Source organism: Kitasatospora sp. NPDC040550 (assembly GCF_055594965.1).
Map to the genome: position 1 here is coordinate 369996 of NZ_JBVIWC010000001.1, position 14803 is coordinate 384798.

Here is a 14803-nt window from a genome sequence, read left to right on the forward strand (position 1 = left end):
TCCGGCGGGCGACCGAAGGCCCCCACCCACCGCGCGGACTCGTCCCGGCCCGCCGTACCCGATGGATCACCATGCACCTCCGCTCCACCGCCGCCCGCTCCCTGGTGGCCGTCCCCACCGCCGCCGCCCTGCTGCTGCTCGCCCCCGCCGCACACGCCGTCGCCGGCGGCAACGGCAAGGGCGCCCCCGGCAACAACGGCACCGTGAAGATCCACGACGCCACCACCGGTCAGGAGGACGTGCGCAACGAGCCCAAGGTCTGCACCTTCTACCTGGACTCCTTCGGCTTCGACGCGAACCAGGACGTGCTCTGGGCGATCTTCGACATGAACGGCGACATGACCGAACCGCTGGTGTACGGCGACCTCCCGGTCGACGACCAGGGCCACGTCCGCACCGAGGACATCAACCTCCCGGACGGCCACTACAAGCTGTTCTGGGCGGCCGTCCCGCTGGTCGACGGCGAGCTGCCGGAGAACCCGGACGTCAGCAACCCCAAGCAGAAGGTCTTCAAGGTCGACTGCGGCGGCCGGACCCCGGCCCCGACCGGCAAGCCGACCGCCGTGCCGAGCACCAGCCCGTCGCACACCCCGGCGCCCTCGCACACCCCGGAACCGTCGCACTCGGCCACGCCGTCGCACACCCCGGCGCCCAGCCACACCCCCGCGCCCTCGCACTCGGCCACGCCGTCCACCACCCCGCTGCCGCCGGTGCCGACCACCCCCGCGCCGACCGCCCCGGCCACCGAGCCCGCGAAGACGCCCGCGCCCACCGCCCCGGCCACCGCCCCGGCCACCACTCCGCCGACCACCCCGGCCGCCGAGGTTCCGACCGGCGCTCCGAGCACGGTGCCGAGCGCCGGGCCGTCCACCCCGCCGACCGCCACCGTCCCGGTGCACCCCGGGAACGGCACCAAGGTCAGCCCGAGCCAGCCGCTGGTCGTGCCGGCCAAGGTCAGCGTCCCGACCCCGATCCCGGGCGCGGCCTCCGACGGCAAGAAGCTGGCCACCACCGGTAGCGACGGCACCCTGCTGTACGCGGGCGCCGGCACCGCCCTGCTGGTCGCCGGTGCGGGCGCGGTGGTCTACACCCGCCGTCGACGCACCTCCGCCTGAGGCACCCCGGTACGCCGGTCCCCGGGGGTCTGAGCCCTCCGGGGGCCGCGGTGCCGCGTCTGAGCCGCGGCACCGAAGCGCCCGGCCCCGTCGACGTCCGTCGGCGGGGCCGGGGTCGTCCCTGATCCCGCCGGATCAGGTTCGTCCGTGATCCCGTCAGATCAGGGGCGGGGACGCGACGGAAGCCCCTGACCGCACGGGGGGACGTGCCAGGGGCTTCCGTTCATCTCCACGGCCACCGGGGCCTCAGTGGTTCACTCCCGTCACGGATTCACCGCCAGCACCACGAACTCCGCCAGCACCCCCAGGTGCAGCGCGCCCTGGAGCAGGGTCGCCCGGCGCGGGATGACGGTCAGGGTGCCGAGCACGACCGTCAGGGTCAGCAGCACCAGGTGCGAGGGTTCGAGGCCGAGGACGAGCGGGCCGGAGAGCCAGACCGAGGCGATCGCGACCGCCGGGATGGTCAGGCCGATGCTGGCGAGTGCCGAGCCGAGAGCCAGGTTGAGGCTGGTCTGCACCCGGTTGCGCACGGCCGAACGCAGCGCCGCGATGGTCTCCGGCAGCAGCACCATCATGGCGATCACCACGCCGACCACGGCGTGCGGCAGTCCGGCGCTGTCCACCGCGGACTCGATGGTCGGCGAGACACCCTTGGCCAGGCCGACCACCGAGACCAGCGCGACGGCGAGCAGCAGCAGGCTCATCCCGGCGGCCCGGACGGTGGGCGGCGCCGCGTGGTCCTCCTCGTCCTCCTCCCGGCGGACCTTGCCCTCCGGGGTGACCGGCAGGAAGTAGTCCCGGTGCCGCAGGGTCTGGGTGGTCACGAACAGCCCGTACACCACCAGCGAGGCGATGGCCGCGTAGGTGAGCTGGGTGGTGGAGAACTGCGGACCCGGGGTGCTGGTGGTGAAGGTCGGCAGCACCATGCTCAGCGTGGCCAGGGTGGCGATGCAGGCGAGCGCCGTGCCGGTGCCCTCGGCGTTGAAGACGGCGGTGCGGTACTTGACCGCGGCCACGATGATGGACAGGCCCAGGATCCCGTTGCAGGTGATCATCACGGCGGCGAACACGGTGTCCCGGGCGAGGGTCGAGGACTTGTCCCCGCCGTCGGCCATCAGCGTCACGATCAGCGCGACCTCGATCACCGTGACGGCGACCGCCAGCACCAGGGATCCGAACGGCTCCCCGGTCCAGTGCGCGATCACCTCGGCGTGGTGCACGGCGGCCAGCACCGCCCCCACCAGGAACACGGCGACGACGCCGACCATCCAGCCGGGGAGGTCCTCGTGCCAGGTGAGGGCGAGGACGACGAACGCCGCCACCGGGACGACGACGGTCCATTGCGCGGAGGCGGCGCGGAGCTTCGTGATCATGCGCCCGAGGATCCCAGACCGGAGCCCGGTCGCCCGGGTGCCCGCGCCGGAGGTGGGTGGATGTGGCACAACTCATCCCGTTCTGCGCGGTCACCCCCCGTAGTCGGCCAGGTACCGGAGCACCTTGTCGACGTGCGGCCGGACCCGCTCCGGGACGCCCCCGGCGGCCGTCACGGTCTTGTCGCTGGTCCGGTACGCGGCGGCGACCAGCGCGGGCAGGTCGCGGGTGAAGCCCTGCCGCTTGAGCTGCTGGTCGAGCCAGCAGACGTAGTTGCCCATCGCGGCGATCGCGTCGCCCGGGTCCAAGTAGGACTTCGGCCCGGGGTGGCTGGCGGCCTTGGCCCAGGCCTCGAAGACCGCGGGCGTCCACATCGCGATGCCGTACTCGCCGGTCTCCGGGCGGGCCGCGTTCGGGTCGAAGCCGCTCTCCGCCTTGAGCATGGCGGCCAGCAGGACGGGGGTGACCTCCGGCTCCGGGCAGCGCCGGGCGGCGTCCTCGACCATGCCCCGGTAGGCGACCGGGACGTCGGAGCCGGCCGGGATCGCCCCGGGCAGCGGCGCGGCGCGGTGGCCGCCCGGCCCACCCCGGCCGACCGGCTCGGGGCCGCCGGTGAGCGCGAGCAGGACGGCCGTGCAGGCCAGCACCCCGAGGCCGGCCCGCAGCACCCGGCGGCGGGCGGCCGGGCGGGTGCCGGCCCGGGCCACCAGGGCGGCCAGGTCGGTGCGGGCGCGCTCCTCCCGGTCCGGGGCCAGGCAGGCCGCCACCACCGGCCGCCAGCGGGCCGACAGCGCCTGGTCCAGCCGCAGCGGGGCCGCGCCGCGCGCGTACGCCTGGGCCGCGAGCGAGCGGGCCCGGGCGGTGGCGCCGAGGAAGGGGTGCAGCCCGCCGGTGAGCAGCTGGTGGGCGATCACCCCGAAGGCCCAGACGTCGGCGCTGGGGCGCACGGCGACCCCGCGCGCGCCGGTGCGCTCGGACCACCACTCGGGCGGGACGTGGTCGGGCGAGCCGAGCGGCGGGGCGTAGGCGTGGGTGCCCTCCAGCTCGGCGGTCAGGCCGAAGTCGGCGATCTTGGCGGTGCCGTCGGGCATCAGCAGGATGTTGGCCGGTTTGAGGTCCCCGTGCACCCAGCCGACCCGGTGCATGTGGGTGAGTCCGGCGCACACCCCGGCGAGGATCCGCTCGGCGCCGGGAACGGCCCGGCCGGGGCGCGCGGTGGCGAGCAGGTCCTGGAGGCTGCGGGCCGCGCGTTCCATCACCAGCGCGACGGCGCCGTCGAGTTCGGGGTGGTCGGGGTCGTCGACGGTGACCACGGCGAGGGTGCGGATCAGGTGGGGGTGGTCGGCGCGGCGGCTGAACCGCAGTTCCCCGGCGGCCATCTGGGCCACCGTGCGGCGCTGGCCGGGGCTGGAGCGGGACGGCCCGAGCAGTTTGACGGCGGCCGGGGTGCCGTCCGGGCCCTCGGCCGCGTAGACGCTGCCCCAGGCGCCCGCGCCGAGGAAGGCTCCGGTGCGGTAGCCGGCCAGGGGGTAGCCCGGGGGGACCTCGAAGGGCGGCCGCCGTGCCGACCGCTCCTCCAGCGGCGGCCCGTCGTGGGCGGGCCGCTCGGGGGCGGGCCGCTGGTAGTCGGGCCGCTGGTAGTCGGGCTCGTCGTGGTCGGGCCGGTCCGGGTCCGGTCGGTCGGCCGGGATCACGGCCGGACGACCGGGCGCCGGGGCGGCAGCAGCGAGAGGTGCTCCTCCCGGACGAGGTCGAAGCGCAGGGCCAGGGCGACCAGTTCCTCGCGCTTGCCCCCGGCCGGGCCTTCCTCGTACGGCTCGCGCAGCCGCAGTTTGGCGCCGACCAGGTAGTCGATGTGGTAGTTCACCGCCGAGCGGGTCAGCCCGTGGCAGGCGGGCAGGGCGCGCAGCCGGGCCAGTACCTCGGTCACCCCGGGGACGGCGGCGGTGGAGGGCGAGCGCAGCCGGGGTTCGCAGAGCGCGAGCAGCACCAGGAAGTACTTGGCGGTCGGGTCCAGGGCGAAGGGGCTGACGGTGTGTTCGCCGTCCGCGCCGGCGGGGTGGCCGTCCAGGTAGGAGTGCTGCGGGGCGAAGACCTTGAAGGCGGCGGGCTCGCCCAGGGCGGGCAGCAGGACCCGGGAGAGCTCGAAGGGGACGGGTGCGCCGAGCCGTCCGGGGGCGACCTTGACGTGCTCCCCCGCGCCTTCGAGGTTCTCCACCACGTAGGTGGCGGTGGTGGAGAAGTTGGACAGCAGCCAGTAGTCCTCGGCGGCGACCACTTCGCCGGCCCGGCGGGAGACGCCCTGGTCGGGCAGCGGGATGGGTACGGGCCGGGCGGGCTCGCCGCGGCCGAACACCGCGGTCTCACCGGGGCCCATCCGCAGCAGTGCGGGCGCCGTGCCGGACGCCGACTCCGGCCTCTGGCCGGGTAGTTGCACGATGACCGTGTCCACGCCGCCACCTCCGTGGGATCGGTTCGATGGTATCCGTCCGATTCGCCCCGGTGGCAAGGCACTTACCCGGACGGGTGAAGGGACCTGGGCGAGTGACGGGGCCGGCCGCGTCCCCGGACGGTCGCCGTCGACAAAAGGGCGGTTCAAGGCCTGGTCAAAGAGGGGGAGTCGGAGTACGGGGAACCTGGCCCCGGAGCCCCTCCAGCCCTCCCCCGGCACACGGGCCGGTCTCCGCCCGGCATCCCGCCGTCCCCGGCGGGATGCCGGCGCCGGTCGAGGTCGGCCACGAACCCTCGCAGGTGGGGAAGTTGGTGGAAGGCCCGGACGGTGCGGATCGACTGATCATCCGTCAGGCCGCGACTTGTCCGTGCGCTGAACATCCGGCGAACGATTGCAGCCAGTAGTTGAACCGTCACCATGGGTGTGACGCAACGCACACTTGCCGATCTCATGATGTGTGCAAGACTCATCTCAAGAAGTGAGATTCCCTTTGTTTCCAAGGAGGTTCGTATCATGCGCACTCGGATTGCAGCCGTGATGATGACGGTGGCAGGGATCGCCGGGCTGTCGGCCGCCCCCGCCGTGGCCGCCACGGCGACGTCCGAGGCCGGCACCGTCGCCTGCGCCACGGTGCTCAACCGCCCCTGCATCACGCACCAGGCCGACGGTGCAGGCATCGTCGGCATCGCCCAGGTCAACGCGGACCCCACCCAGTTGACGATGGTTCAGGTAGAGGTGCGCACCCAGCAGGCCTGGGGCAGCCCGTGGGAGACGGTCGCCAGCGCGACGACCGTCCGACTCGGCTCCGCCCAGGCCGTCACCCCCAAGGTCACCGCCACCGCCCCCCGCATCATCTGCGCCACCGCCGGCCCGGCGCTGGACGCCGCCAAGCAGGTGACCACCTGTACCAACCCGTTCTGATCCGGCGCGCTCCACTCCGGTGAGCCGGCCCCGATCGGCCACCGGAAGGGCGCCGTCCGGAAGGACACCTCCGTAAGACAGGGCAGCCCGGCCCTCCGGGCACCGGGAGCCGGGGCCTTCGGGCGCCGGCTCCTCGGGCTTCCCGGGCGACCCGGGCTCCTCGGAGAGCCCCCACCAGGCAGAACATCCGGGTCCGGCACCGGGCCCGGGTGGACCTGGGGGCCCCGTTCACGGCAAACTGGTCTAGACCTCGGAGGTCTAGACCTCAGCCTCGCCTCAGAACGGTGGACCCAGTATGGAAATCGTGATCGTCCCTGACGCCCCAGCGGCCGGCGAACTCATCGCCGCGGCGATCACCGATCTGCTGGCCGACAAGCCCGAGGCCCTGCTCGGCGTCGCGACCGGCTCGACCCCGCTGCCGATCTACCAGGCCCTCGCCGAGCGGGTCCGCGACGGCCGCCTGGACGCCTCCCGGGCGCGCGTCTGCCAGCTCGACGAGTACGTCGGCCTGCCGGCCGGCCACCCGGAGTCCTACCGCTCGGTGGTGTTGAAGGAGGTCGTGGAGCCGCTCGGCCTGACCGAGGAGTCCTTCCTGGGCCCGGACGGCAACGCCGCCGACATCGCCGCGGCCGCCACCGCCTACGACCGCGCGCTGGCCGAGGCAGGCGGCGTGGACCTGCAGATCCTCGGCATCGGCACGGACGGCCACATCGGCTTCAACGAGCCCTGCTCCTCGCTCTCCTCCCGGACCAGGATCAAGACCCTGACCCGGCAGACCCGGGTCGACAACGCCCGGTTCTTCGACAGCATCGACGAGGTCCCGCACCACGTCATCACCCAGGGCATCGGCACCATCCTGGAGGCCCGCCACCTGGTGCTGCTGGCCACCGGCGAGGCCAAGGCCGAGGCCGTCGCGCTGGCCGTCGAGGGCCCGCTGGCCGCCGTCGTCCCCGCCTCGGCGCTGCAACTGCACCCGCACGCCACCGTGGTGGTGGACGAGGCCGCCGCCTCCCGCCTCAAGCTCGCCGACTACTTCCGCGACACCTACGCGGCCAAGCCGGCCTGGCAGAAGCTCTGACCCCTGCGGTCACCGACGGCGGAGGGGGGGGGGGGGGGGGGGGGGGGTCCCCCCCCCCCCCCCCCCCCCCCCCACCCCCCCCCCCCCCCCCCCCCCCCCCCCCCCCCGTCCCCGCCCGACCGTCCCGGCCCGACCGTCCCCGCCGGGCCGGCGCCGGCGGGGTGGGCCGCCTCAGCGCTTGCGCAGCCAGGCGGCGAAGGCCTCCAGGGCCGGGCCCGGGTCGCGGCGGCCGACGCCGATCCGGAAGCGGTCGGCCGGGGTGGGGGTGAGCTCGGAGCGGAACATGCTCGCGGGCATCAGCAGCACGCCGGCCTGCTCGACCAGCGCGGTGCAGAAGTCCTCCACGCCGTCCGGCCCGAGGTAGCGCGGGTAGGCGACGCAGCCGCCGTCCGGGGCGCGCCAGTCGAAGAGCTCGGGGAACTCGGCGAAGAAGGCGTCGAAGTGCGGCAGGTTCGCCGCGATGATCCCCCGGTTGCGGGCGAGGATCGACTCCCGGGCGGTGATCGCGATCCGGGCCAGCACCTCGCCGGGCGCGGAGTTGCAGATGGTGGTGTAGTGCTTGGCCCGCTCCAGCCGGGTGCGCAGCTCACGGTCCCGGCAGGCGATCCAGCCGATCCGCAGTCCGGGCAGGCCGAGCGACTTGGAGGTCACGTTGAGCGAGAGCGCGGTGGCCGAGAGGTCGGCGGCCTGCGGCAGGATCCGGGCCGGGTCGCGTTCCAGGCCGCGGTAGACCTCGTCCGAGAACAGCCGGATGCCGCGCTCCTCGCAGAGTTCGGCGAGCCGGGCGAGGTCGGCGGCGTCGATCAGGGTGCCGGTCGGGTTGTTGGGGAAGTTGACCGAGAGCACCTTGGTGTTCGGGCGCAGCGCCGCCTCGACCGCGTCCAGGTCGAGCGCCCAGTCCTGCCGCTCGTCCAGGGCGACGCCGGTGACCTCGCAGAGCGAGAGCGGGATGGTCTCCGCCGACTGGTAGTTGGGGGTCACCACCACCGCGTGGTCGCCCGGTTCCAGCAGCACCTGCATGGCGAGGTTGATCCCCTCCTGAGCGCCGCCGAAGCAGATCACGTCGTCCGCGTCGACCCGTTCGTACATCCCGGCGATCGCCTGCCGCAGGCCCGGGTCGCCGAAGGTCTCGGTGTAGCCGAGCGCCAGGGTGTCCCAGGCCTCGCGGTCCTCGGGGCCGGCCAGGGCGAGGAGTTCGGCCATCGTCATGGTCTGGGCGTCGGAGGCGGTGAGGTGGTGGCGGGCGGTGAACTCCCAGCGGGTGAAGTAGGTTTCGAGCCGGAAGTCGGGCAGCTGGGTCATCGGGCGGTCCTCAGTTCTTCCTGGGCACGGCGGGGTGCTTGAGCTCGGCGAGCAGGGCGTAGGCGGTGGAGCGGGAGATCCGCAGCGCCACGGCCACGGCGGGGACGGCGCGGCGGACGGCGAACACCCCGGCCGTGTCCAGTTCGCGCAGCACGGCGAGCCGGTCCTCGCGGGTGAAGCGCTCCAGCGGGCGGCCCTGGGCGCGGACGTGGCCGCCGACCACGTCGTTGATCCGCTCCGTCCAGTCGCGTTCGAACAGCGGCTCGGGGCGGGGGGCGGTGGGGGCGGCGAAGCTGGTCAGCAGGGCGGCGGCCTGGTCCAGCGGGCCGCGGTCCAGGTTGACGCAGAGCACGGCCGAGGGCCGGCCGGCGTCGTCGCGCAGCACCGCGCTGACCGAGGAGAGCCGCCGGCCGTCCGGCAGCAGCTTCTCGTACGGCCCGTAGACGTCCGGGGCGGAGGGGTCCAGTCCGTCCAGCTCGCCGAGCAGGGACGGGTCGCCGGGGGCGCGCGGGGTCATCGGGTTCCAGATGGCCAGCACCCGGTCGGTGGCGGTGTCGTGCAGCACCACCTCGGCGTACGGCCCCAGCAGCTGGGCGACCGCGCGGCAGACCGGCGACCAGGTCCGCACGCGTGGGTCGGGGGTTTCGGCAGGCATGGATGGACTGTACGTCCGACTCGGACACTTGGTCCAGCAGTGCGCGGGGCCAGGCACGGGAGAGGCCCCGTCCGGCGTTCCGGACGGGGCCTCCGAGGGGCGCCCGGCGGCGGGTGATCAGCAGCGGGTGATCAGCGGCAGGTGATCAGCGGCAGGTGATCAGCAGGCCGAGGACGGAGGTGCAGCTGCGGGTCGCCCGACTGGTGGCCGGCGAGGGGTCGGCGGGGGCGCCGGCGGTGCGGGCCACGGTGACGTCCCAGGAGGTGGCCAGGTTCAGCAGGCCGACCCGGACGGAGAAGTGCCGGGTGGTGCCGGCGCCCTTGGCGAGCGGAGCGGCCAAGGTGCAGGTGAGCTTGCCCGCCGCGACCGCGCAGTCGGTGGAGGTGGTGGTCAGCCCGGTGGGCAGGGCCGCGCCGACGGTGGCCGCCGTGATCGGGTCCGGGCCCTGGTTGGTGAGGGTGACGGTGTAGTCGACCCGGCTGGAGAGCAGGTCGGTGACCGGGGTCGCGGTGAGCGCGACCGCGAGGTGGGCGCTGGGCGCGGTGTAGCCGAAGCGGTCGGCGGCGACGGCGGCGCTGGTGCCGCCGGGCGTGGTGACCTGGACGTCGACCGGGCCGGTCACCGTGGTGGCGGGAGCGGTCGCGGTGCAGCTGGTCTTCGTGCAGCTGAACGAGGTGGCCGGGCCGGCCGCGCCGAAGGTGACGGCGGTGGCGCCGTTCAGGTCGGTGCCGGTGATGGTCACCGTGGTGCCGCCCACCCCGGAGCCGCCGTTCGGGCTGATCCCGGTCACCGCCGGCACCGGCAGCGGGAAGTTCAGCACGTCGACGGCGTCGCCGGTGAAGTCGGCGAGGTAGCCGCGCCGTCCGTCGGCGCTCAGCGCCAGGGTGTACGGGCCGGCGCCCACCGGGACGGTCCCGGTGACGGTCCGGCCGACCGCGTCGATGACGCTCAGCGTGTTGTCGGCGTAGTTGGAGACGTAGGCGGTGGAGCCGTCCGGGGAGAGGGCCACCGAGTAGGGGCCGTTGCCGACGGCGACGGTGCCGACCAGGGCGTTGGCGCCGGTGTCGAGCACGGCGGCCGTGCTGTCGTCCCCGTCGGCGGCCCACAGTCGGCTGCCGTCGGGGCTGAGCGCCAGGCCGAAGGCGCTGTGGCCGACCGCGACGGTGGCGCTCACCGCGTTGCTCGCGGTGTCGACCACGTTCACCGCCTTGGCGCCGGAGGCGGCGACGTACAGCCGCTTGCCGTCGGGCGAGACGGCGAGCCCGTGCGGCTCGGCCCCGACCGGGACGGTGGCGGTGACGGTGTTGCTCGCGGTGTCCAGCACGCTCACGGTGCCGGCCCCGGCGTTGCTGACGTAGGCGCGGCCGCCGTCCGGGGAGAGCACCAGGCCCCAGGGCTGGACGCCGACCGGGACGGTCGCGGTGACGGTGCCGCTCGCGGTGTCCACGACGCTGACCGCGTTGTCCAGGTGGTGGGTCAGGTAGGCGCGCTTGCCGTCGGGCGAGACGGCGACCGCGTACGAGCCCGTGCCGGCGGTGAAGCTGCCGGTCACCGTCCGGCTCGCGGTGTCGAGCACGCTGACCGTGCCGGTGCTCTGGCTGGTCACGTAGGCCCGGGCGCCGTCCGGAGTGAGCGCCACACCGGCCGGGTAGGGCGCCACCGGCACGTGGGCCGCCACGGTCGGCGGGGGCGCGGCGGCCTCGGCGGTGGCGGGCTGGGAGAGCAGCGCGGCCGTGGCTGCGGATATCGCCGCCACGGCCGTCCAGGTGCGCCGGGGTGCGCGCGGTGATCTCACGGATTCTCCAGGGGAGGTCGAGCCAGGGGGAGGTGGTGAAGGGATGCTGCGGAAGGGGTGCTGCGGAAGGGATGTGGCTCCGGAGCCGCTGCGAAGCGTAGATCGCGTGGTGACGGCACGTCAGGAGTTGATCGGTAATGTCGCCAACTGTTCAGATTCGACCGAGATGCGGTCGGGGTCACCGTCGGGTAGCGGTCGGGCAGGAAATTGGAGTTCTGGAGTCGCATTCGCTAGCGTTTCGATCGTGAGGCTGACCAAGAGCACCGACATCGCCCTCCGCATCGCCATGCGGCTCGCCGTGATCGGCGAGGGCGAGAACCCGACCACCCGCGAGGTGGCCGCGGCGGTCGGCGTGCCGTACACCCACGCGGCCAAGGTGGTCAGCAGGCTGCAGCACCTCGGGGTGGTGGAGGCCCGGCGCGGTCGCGGCGGCGGGCTGATGATCACCTTCGCCGGGCGGACCGGCTCGCTCGGCCTGCTGCTGCGCGAACTGGAGGGCGTCGGCGACGTGGTCGGCTGCGAGGACGACCCGCCGTGCCCGCTGCGGGCCGCGTGCCGGCTGCGCGGAGCGCTGCGCACCGCCCAGGAGGCGTTCTTCGCCGCGCTCGACCCGCTCAGCATCGACCAGCTGGTGGCCTCCCCCACCGGACCGGTCCTGCTCGGCCTCACCGCCCGACCCGTCGACTGACCCCGCCCCCGAGGGGTCGGTCGGCACCCGCGTCGTTGAATAAGAGTCTCAGATACCAGTTCTCAGCTACCTGTTCTCAGCTACCTGTTCTCAGCTACCCGTCAGGAGTCCCTCTGATGCTGTCCGCGAAGTCCGCCGAGGTCGTCGAGGCCACCCTGCCCGTCGTGGGCGCCGCGATCGGTGACATCACCCCGCGCTTCTACGACCGGCTGTTCGCCGCCCACCCCGAGCTGCTGCGCGACCTGTTCAACCGGGGCAACCAGGCCAACGGCACCCAGCGCGAGGCGCTGGCCGGCTCGATAGCCGCCTTCGCCTCCGCGCTGATCGCCCACCCCGACCAGCGGCCGGACGCGATGCTCGCCCGGATCGCCCACAAGCACGTCTCGGTCGGCATCGAGAGCGCCCAGTACAAGATCGTCCGCGAGCATCTCTTCGCCGCGATCGTCGAGGTGCTCGGCGAGGCCGTCACCCCGGAGGTCGCCGCCGCCTGGGACGAGGTGTACTGGCTGATGGCCAACGCGCTGATCGCGATCGAGGACCGGCTGCGGGCCGAGGCCGCGGCCGGCGGCGACCCGGCCGACCTGTGGCGCCCGTACACGGTGATCACCCGCCACCAGGAGACCTCGACCGTCACCAGCTACCTGGTCCGCCCGGCCGACGGCCGCCCCACCCCCGCCTCCCGCCCCGGCCAGTACGTCTCGGTGCGCACCCGACTCGCCGACGGCGCCCACCAGATCCGCCAGTACAGCCTGTCCGGCGGGGCCGACGGCGCCCTGCGGTTCAGCGTCAAGCACGAGCCCGGCGGCGAGGTCTCCGGCCACCTGCGCGACCACCTGCACGCCGGCGGCACCGTCGAACTGGCGCCCCCGCTCGGCGACATCAGCCTCGCCGACGGCGACGGCCCGGTGCTGCTCGCCTCCGCCGGCATCGGCAACACCCCGATGACCGCGATGCTCGACCACCTCGCCGCCACCGGCTCCACCCGGCGGATCGTCTCGGTGCACGGCGACCGCGACCAGCTCAGCCACGCCTTCCGCGCCGACCTGGAGCAGCTGACCGCCAGGCTCGCCGACGCCACCGCCCACGTCTTCTACGAGCAGCCGCTCGGCGACTGGCCGGCCGAGCGCACCGGCCGGGTCGACCTGTCGACCGTCGACGTCCCGGCCGGCACCACCGCCTACCTGTGCGGACCGCTGCCCTTCCTGCGCGCCGTGCGCGCCCAGCTGCTCGCGGCGGGTGTCCCGGCGGCGGCCATCCACTACGAGGTGTTCGGGCCGGACCTCTGGCTGGGCGCCTGACGTCCCAGGGCGTCCGAGTTCCGACGGCGTCCGAGTCCCCACGGGGTCCGAGTCCCCAGGGCGTCCGAGTCACCGGGGCGCCGGCGGCCCGCTCGGCACGACCACGGGCGGGCCGCCGCCGTTCCCGGCGGTCGCGGTGCGGTCAGCGGCCGGACGCGGTCAGGGCCTGAGCTCCAGGGTGCAGCACTTCGCCCCGCCGCCGCCCTTGAGCAGTTCGGAGACGTCCACCGGGATCGGCTCGTAACCCTCCTCGGCGAGCCGGCCCGCCAGGTTCTTGGCCGTGTCCGGGAGCAGCACCCGGCGGCCGTCCGAGACCGCGTTCAGTCCGAACACCTCGGCGTCGGCCCGGTCGGCGAGGATCGCGTCCGGGTAGAGGGTGCGCAGCACGGAGCGGCTGTGGGCGTCGAAGGCCTCTGGGTAGTACATGACCTGGTCGTCGGAGAGCACCGCCAGTGCGGTGTCCAGGTGGTAGAAGCGCGGGTCGACCAGGGTCAGGCTGACCACGGGGACGCCGAACAGTTCCTCCGCCTCGGCGTGGGCGGCCCGCGAGGTGCGGAAGCCGGTACCGGCGAGCACCCGGCGCCCGACCACCAGGTGGTCGCCCTCGCCCTCGTTGACGTACCCGGCGCGGCGCACCGCGCGGTAGCCGTGCAGCCGGAACCAGGACTGGTAGGCCTCGGACTCGGCGGCCCGCTCCCGGTGGCGGAAGGTCGCCACCAGGGCGCGGCCGTCGAGCACGGTCGCCCCGTTGGCGGCGTAGACCATGTCGGGCAGGCCGGGCACCGGGTCGATCAGTTCGACGGTGTGGCCGAGGCGGCGGTAGGTCCGGTGCAGCCGCTCCCACTGGCGGACGGCGAGCGCGGTGTCGGTGGGCTGCGCCGGGTCCATCCACGGGTTGATCGCGTAGTCCACCGTGAAGTACGTCGGCCGGCACATCAGGTAGCGCCGGGGCCGCGCCGTACGTGCCGGGGTGTGCGTGGGCATTGCTCAACCGTCCTAGGATCGCGGGGAGTTCGGGAGCGGAGCTGCGGGTCGCTGCTGAGGCGGCTGCCCCGCGATCCCCGCTCGCACACCCGCGCGGGCGCCCCCGGCGGGCGCAACCCCCCGCGCACCCGGCGCGAGCCCCGGCGCACGGACCGGCGCCGGCTCCGCGGTGGGTCGGGCCGGTCACCAGTCGGCCGGGCCGCTCACCGGCGGGCCTGACCGCTCACCAGCGCACCGCCGCGAAGTCCACCGGCGCGGTCCGCAGCGCGCGGGCCCGGACGGCGAGGGCGCGCAGCCGGCGGTCCGCCTCCTCGGCGGGCATCCGGTGCTTGTCGCCGTGGCCGGGCAGCAGCCACTCGAAGCGCAGCGCGTCCAGGCCGCGCTCCAGCGAGGCCGCCTGCTCCTCGATCGAGTACCAGGTCACCGCCTCCTGCACCTCGATGTCCCGGCTGGTCCGGGACCAGTACAGGCTGTCGCCGCTGAAGCAGTACCGCTCGTCGGCGACGTACAGCACGCTGCCGCGGGTGTGGCCGGGGAAGGGGTGGGCGACCAGGCCGGGCGAGACCTCCACCGGGTCGGTGCCGCGCAGCACCCGGTCGGCGTCCGGGGCGGCGGCGAGGTCGCCCTCGTGGATCCAGAGCCGGGCGCCCAGCCGGTCGGCGTAGGCGCGGCCGTGCGCCGCGTGGTCGCGGTGGGTGAGCAGGACGTCGGTGACCGGGCCGAGCGCCTCGTAGCGGGCGGCGAGGGCCTCGCTCCAGCGGGGCGTGTCGATCATCACCCAGCCGTCGGGGCGGCGGCAGAGGTAGGCGGTGGCGCCCGCGGTCTGCCGGGAGTTGTGGCCCAGCAGCAGCACCTCGGCGGCCTCGTCGAGGGCCAGCGGGAAGGGGTCGGTGGCCCGGTCGAGCGGGCCGTTGCCGGGGCGGATCGAGCGGGTCGGGCAGGCGTGGGCGGCGGCGAGCAGCTGACGGCGCTCGGCCTCGTCGCGCGGCTGGCGGACCAGCTCGGACTTGCGGTCGCGCTCCCGGATCAGGTCGGGCGCGAGTTGCCGGGCGACGTCGCAGTTGGTGCAGCGGTCGTCGACGGTCCAGTTCTCGGAGCTGTTCATGGCCGGTGTTCCCCCAGGGAAGGTACGGCGGCCGGAGCG

At 74.4% G+C, this 14803-nt stretch carries 13 protein-coding genes; 5 read left to right on the forward strand and 8 right to left on the reverse strand.

Annotated features, from left to right (window positions below):
• Positions 1 to 71: 71 nt before the first annotated feature.
• Complete coding sequence (locus tag ACZ58X_RS01735) at positions 72 to 1115, forward strand: LPXTG cell wall anchor domain-containing protein (RefSeq protein ID WP_470331662.1); 1044 nt, start codon at positions 72 to 74, stop codon at positions 1113 to 1115.
• Between the two features lie 263 nt (positions 1116 to 1378).
• Here the strand turns inward: ACZ58X_RS01735 and ACZ58X_RS01740 are convergent, their stop codons facing one another.
• The 3 genes from ACZ58X_RS01740 to ACZ58X_RS01750 all read right to left on the reverse strand — a co-directional run bounded on the left by ACZ58X_RS01740 (position 1379) and on the right by ACZ58X_RS01750 (position 4938).
• A complete protein-coding gene (locus tag ACZ58X_RS01740) occupies positions 1379 to 2488 on the reverse strand; it encodes a calcium:cation antiporter (protein WP_470331663.1) in 1110 nt (369 codons plus the stop codon).
• A 90-nt stretch (positions 2489 to 2578) separates the two neighbouring features.
• Positions 2579 to 4180, reverse strand: coding sequence for a serine/threonine-protein kinase (locus ACZ58X_RS01745; protein WP_470331664.1), 1602 nt, complete (start codon positions 4178 to 4180; stop codon positions 2579 to 2581).
• Positions 4177 to 4938 (reverse strand): serine/threonine protein kinase, encoded by a 762-nt coding sequence (locus ACZ58X_RS01750; protein ID WP_470331665.1) that lies wholly within the window; start codon positions 4936 to 4938, stop codon positions 4177 to 4179. The genes ACZ58X_RS01745 and ACZ58X_RS01750 overlap by 4 nt, the downstream gene beginning before the upstream one ends.
• Before the next feature lie 513 nt (positions 4939 to 5451).
• Here ACZ58X_RS01750 and ACZ58X_RS01755 point away from each other — a divergent pair.
• The gene (locus ACZ58X_RS01755; RefSeq protein WP_470331666.1) at positions 5452 to 5859 is read left to right on the forward strand and encodes a hypothetical protein; all 408 of its coding nucleotides are present in this window, start codon (positions 5452 to 5454) and stop codon (positions 5857 to 5859) included.
• A 295-nt stretch (positions 5860 to 6154) separates the two neighbouring features.
• The gene (gene nagB / locus ACZ58X_RS01760; RefSeq protein ID WP_470331667.1) at positions 6155 to 6937 is read left to right on the forward strand and encodes a glucosamine-6-phosphate deaminase; all 783 of its coding nucleotides are present in this window, start codon (positions 6155 to 6157) and stop codon (positions 6935 to 6937) included.
• A gap of 171 nt (positions 6938 to 7108) precedes the next feature.
• Here the strand turns inward: nagB and ACZ58X_RS01765 are convergent, their stop codons facing one another.
• The 3 genes from ACZ58X_RS01765 to ACZ58X_RS01775 form a co-directional block, all read right to left on the reverse strand.
• Positions 7109 to 8239 (reverse strand): aminotransferase class I/II-fold pyridoxal phosphate-dependent enzyme, encoded by a 1131-nt coding sequence (locus ACZ58X_RS01765; protein ID WP_470331668.1) that lies wholly within the window; start codon positions 8237 to 8239, stop codon positions 7109 to 7111.
• 10 nt (positions 8240 to 8249) lie between these two features.
• On the reverse strand, positions 8250 to 8894 hold the full coding sequence (locus tag ACZ58X_RS01770) for a helix-turn-helix transcriptional regulator (protein WP_470331669.1): 645 nt from the start codon (positions 8892 to 8894) through the stop codon (positions 8250 to 8252).
• A gap of 145 nt (positions 8895 to 9039) precedes the next feature.
• A complete protein-coding gene (locus ACZ58X_RS01775; RefSeq protein WP_470331670.1) occupies positions 9040 to 10689 on the reverse strand; it encodes a beta-propeller fold lactonase family protein in 1650 nt (549 codons plus the stop codon).
• 244 nt (positions 10690 to 10933) lie between these two features.
• Between ACZ58X_RS01775 and ACZ58X_RS01780 the strand changes: the two genes are divergently transcribed.
• Positions 10934 to 11377, forward strand: a complete 444-nt coding sequence (locus tag ACZ58X_RS01780) for an RrF2 family transcriptional regulator (RefSeq protein ID WP_470331671.1) — start codon at positions 10934 to 10936, stop codon at positions 11375 to 11377.
• 116 nt (positions 11378 to 11493) lie between these two features.
• A complete protein-coding gene (locus ACZ58X_RS01785) occupies positions 11494 to 12675 on the forward strand; it encodes a globin domain-containing protein (RefSeq protein ID WP_470331672.1) in 1182 nt (393 codons plus the stop codon).
• A 159-nt stretch (positions 12676 to 12834) separates the two neighbouring features.
• Here the strand turns inward: ACZ58X_RS01785 and ddaH are convergent, their stop codons facing one another.
• Positions 12835 to 13659: a dimethylargininase gene (gene ddaH, locus ACZ58X_RS01790; RefSeq protein ID WP_470331673.1), complete on the reverse strand. Its 825-nt coding sequence runs from the start codon at positions 13657 to 13659 to the stop codon at positions 12835 to 12837.
• A 223-nt stretch (positions 13660 to 13882) separates the two neighbouring features.
• Entirely contained in the window at positions 13883 to 14764 is an 882-nt protein-coding gene (locus tag ACZ58X_RS01795; protein WP_470331674.1) for an MBL fold metallo-hydrolase, read from the reverse strand.
• Between the last annotated feature and the right edge of the window lie 39 nt (positions 14765 to 14803).

Excerpts from the sequence above, each read along its gene's own strand:
- ACZ58X_RS01755 (WP_470331666.1), top strand. The coding sequence starts at position 5,452 with ATGCGCACTCGGATTGCAGCCGTGATGATGACGGTGGCAGGGATCGCC.
- ACZ58X_RS01795 (WP_470331674.1), bottom strand. The coding sequence starts at position 14,764 with ATGAACAGCTCCGAGAACTGGACCGTCGACGACCGCTGCACCAACTGC.
- ACZ58X_RS01785 (WP_470331672.1), top strand. The coding sequence starts at position 11,494 with ATGCTGTCCGCGAAGTCCGCCGAGGTCGTCGAGGCCACCCTGCCCGTC.
- ACZ58X_RS01765 (WP_470331668.1), bottom strand. The coding sequence starts at position 8,239 with ATGACCCAGCTGCCCGACTTCCGGCTCGAAACCTACTTCACCCGCTGG.
- ACZ58X_RS01735 (WP_470331662.1), top strand. The coding sequence starts at position 72 with ATGCACCTCCGCTCCACCGCCGCCCGCTCCCTGGTGGCCGTCCCCACC.
- ACZ58X_RS01770 (WP_470331669.1), bottom strand. The coding sequence starts at position 8,894 with ATGCCTGCCGAAACCCCCGACCCACGCGTGCGGACCTGGTCGCCGGTC.
- ddaH (WP_470331673.1), bottom strand. The coding sequence starts at position 13,659 with ATGCCCACGCACACCCCGGCACGTACGGCGCGGCCCCGGCGCTACCTG.
- nagB (WP_470331667.1), top strand. The coding sequence starts at position 6,155 with ATGGAAATCGTGATCGTCCCTGACGCCCCAGCGGCCGGCGAACTCATC.
- ACZ58X_RS01740 (WP_470331663.1), bottom strand. The coding sequence starts at position 2,488 with ATGATCACGAAGCTCCGCGCCGCCTCCGCGCAATGGACCGTCGTCGTC.